Source organism: Neisseria sp. SLRRB23, from assembly GCF_050896295.1.
Taxonomy (GTDB): Bacteria; Pseudomonadota; Gammaproteobacteria; order Burkholderiales; family Neisseriaceae; genus Neisseria.
Genome location: NZ_JBPBFH010000125.1, coordinates 1 through 395, shown reverse-complemented (window position 1 = coordinate 395; position 395 = coordinate 1). Strand labels below are relative to the sequence as shown.

At 54.2% G+C, this 395-nt stretch carries 1 protein-coding gene and 1 pseudogene; one reads left to right on the top strand and one right to left on the bottom strand.

The window, feature by feature from the left end; all coding sequences use genetic code 11:
• The coding region (locus ACRPFF_RS11425) for a hypothetical protein (protein ID WP_432674675.1) at positions 1-228 on the bottom strand (228 nt) is incomplete at its 3' end.
• A gap of 26 nt (positions 229-254) precedes the next feature.
• On the opposite strand from ACRPFF_RS11425, the pseudogene ACRPFF_RS11420 reads away from it, so the two are divergent.
• Positions 255-395 (top strand): annotated as a pseudogene (locus ACRPFF_RS11420) (tetratricopeptide repeat protein); the annotation flags it as partial.

Genomic DNA, 395 nt, shown 5'->3' with positions numbered 1-395 from the left:
GACGAAGGAGCCGTGTACGTAACCAACTTCAAGGCCGTCGGGGACTGTGCTCACGGCTTCACTTTGGAAGGCTACGGTATTGCTGTGGATATTGGTCCGCAAGCCACTTCTTCCGTAGCCTTTAAAGCTGTCTGTATAAGAGACAGATGAAGTCATGCCCATCATGCCGTTCATCAGGCTGCGTCCGCCCATGGCAAGAGCACCCGCGATGACCGGAATCAGCCACATTGCAGCCCCAGCAGCTGCTTGTGCAGGCTTCCGATAAAGAAAAAGCCCTACATTGTTATCGGCAGGCAGCCGAAGCAGGCAGCCTTTCCGCCTATCAGAAACTCATATCCGGCAGCGCGTTAAACCATCCCGAGCAATATGGCAGCATCAAAGATTCCGCCATCAGG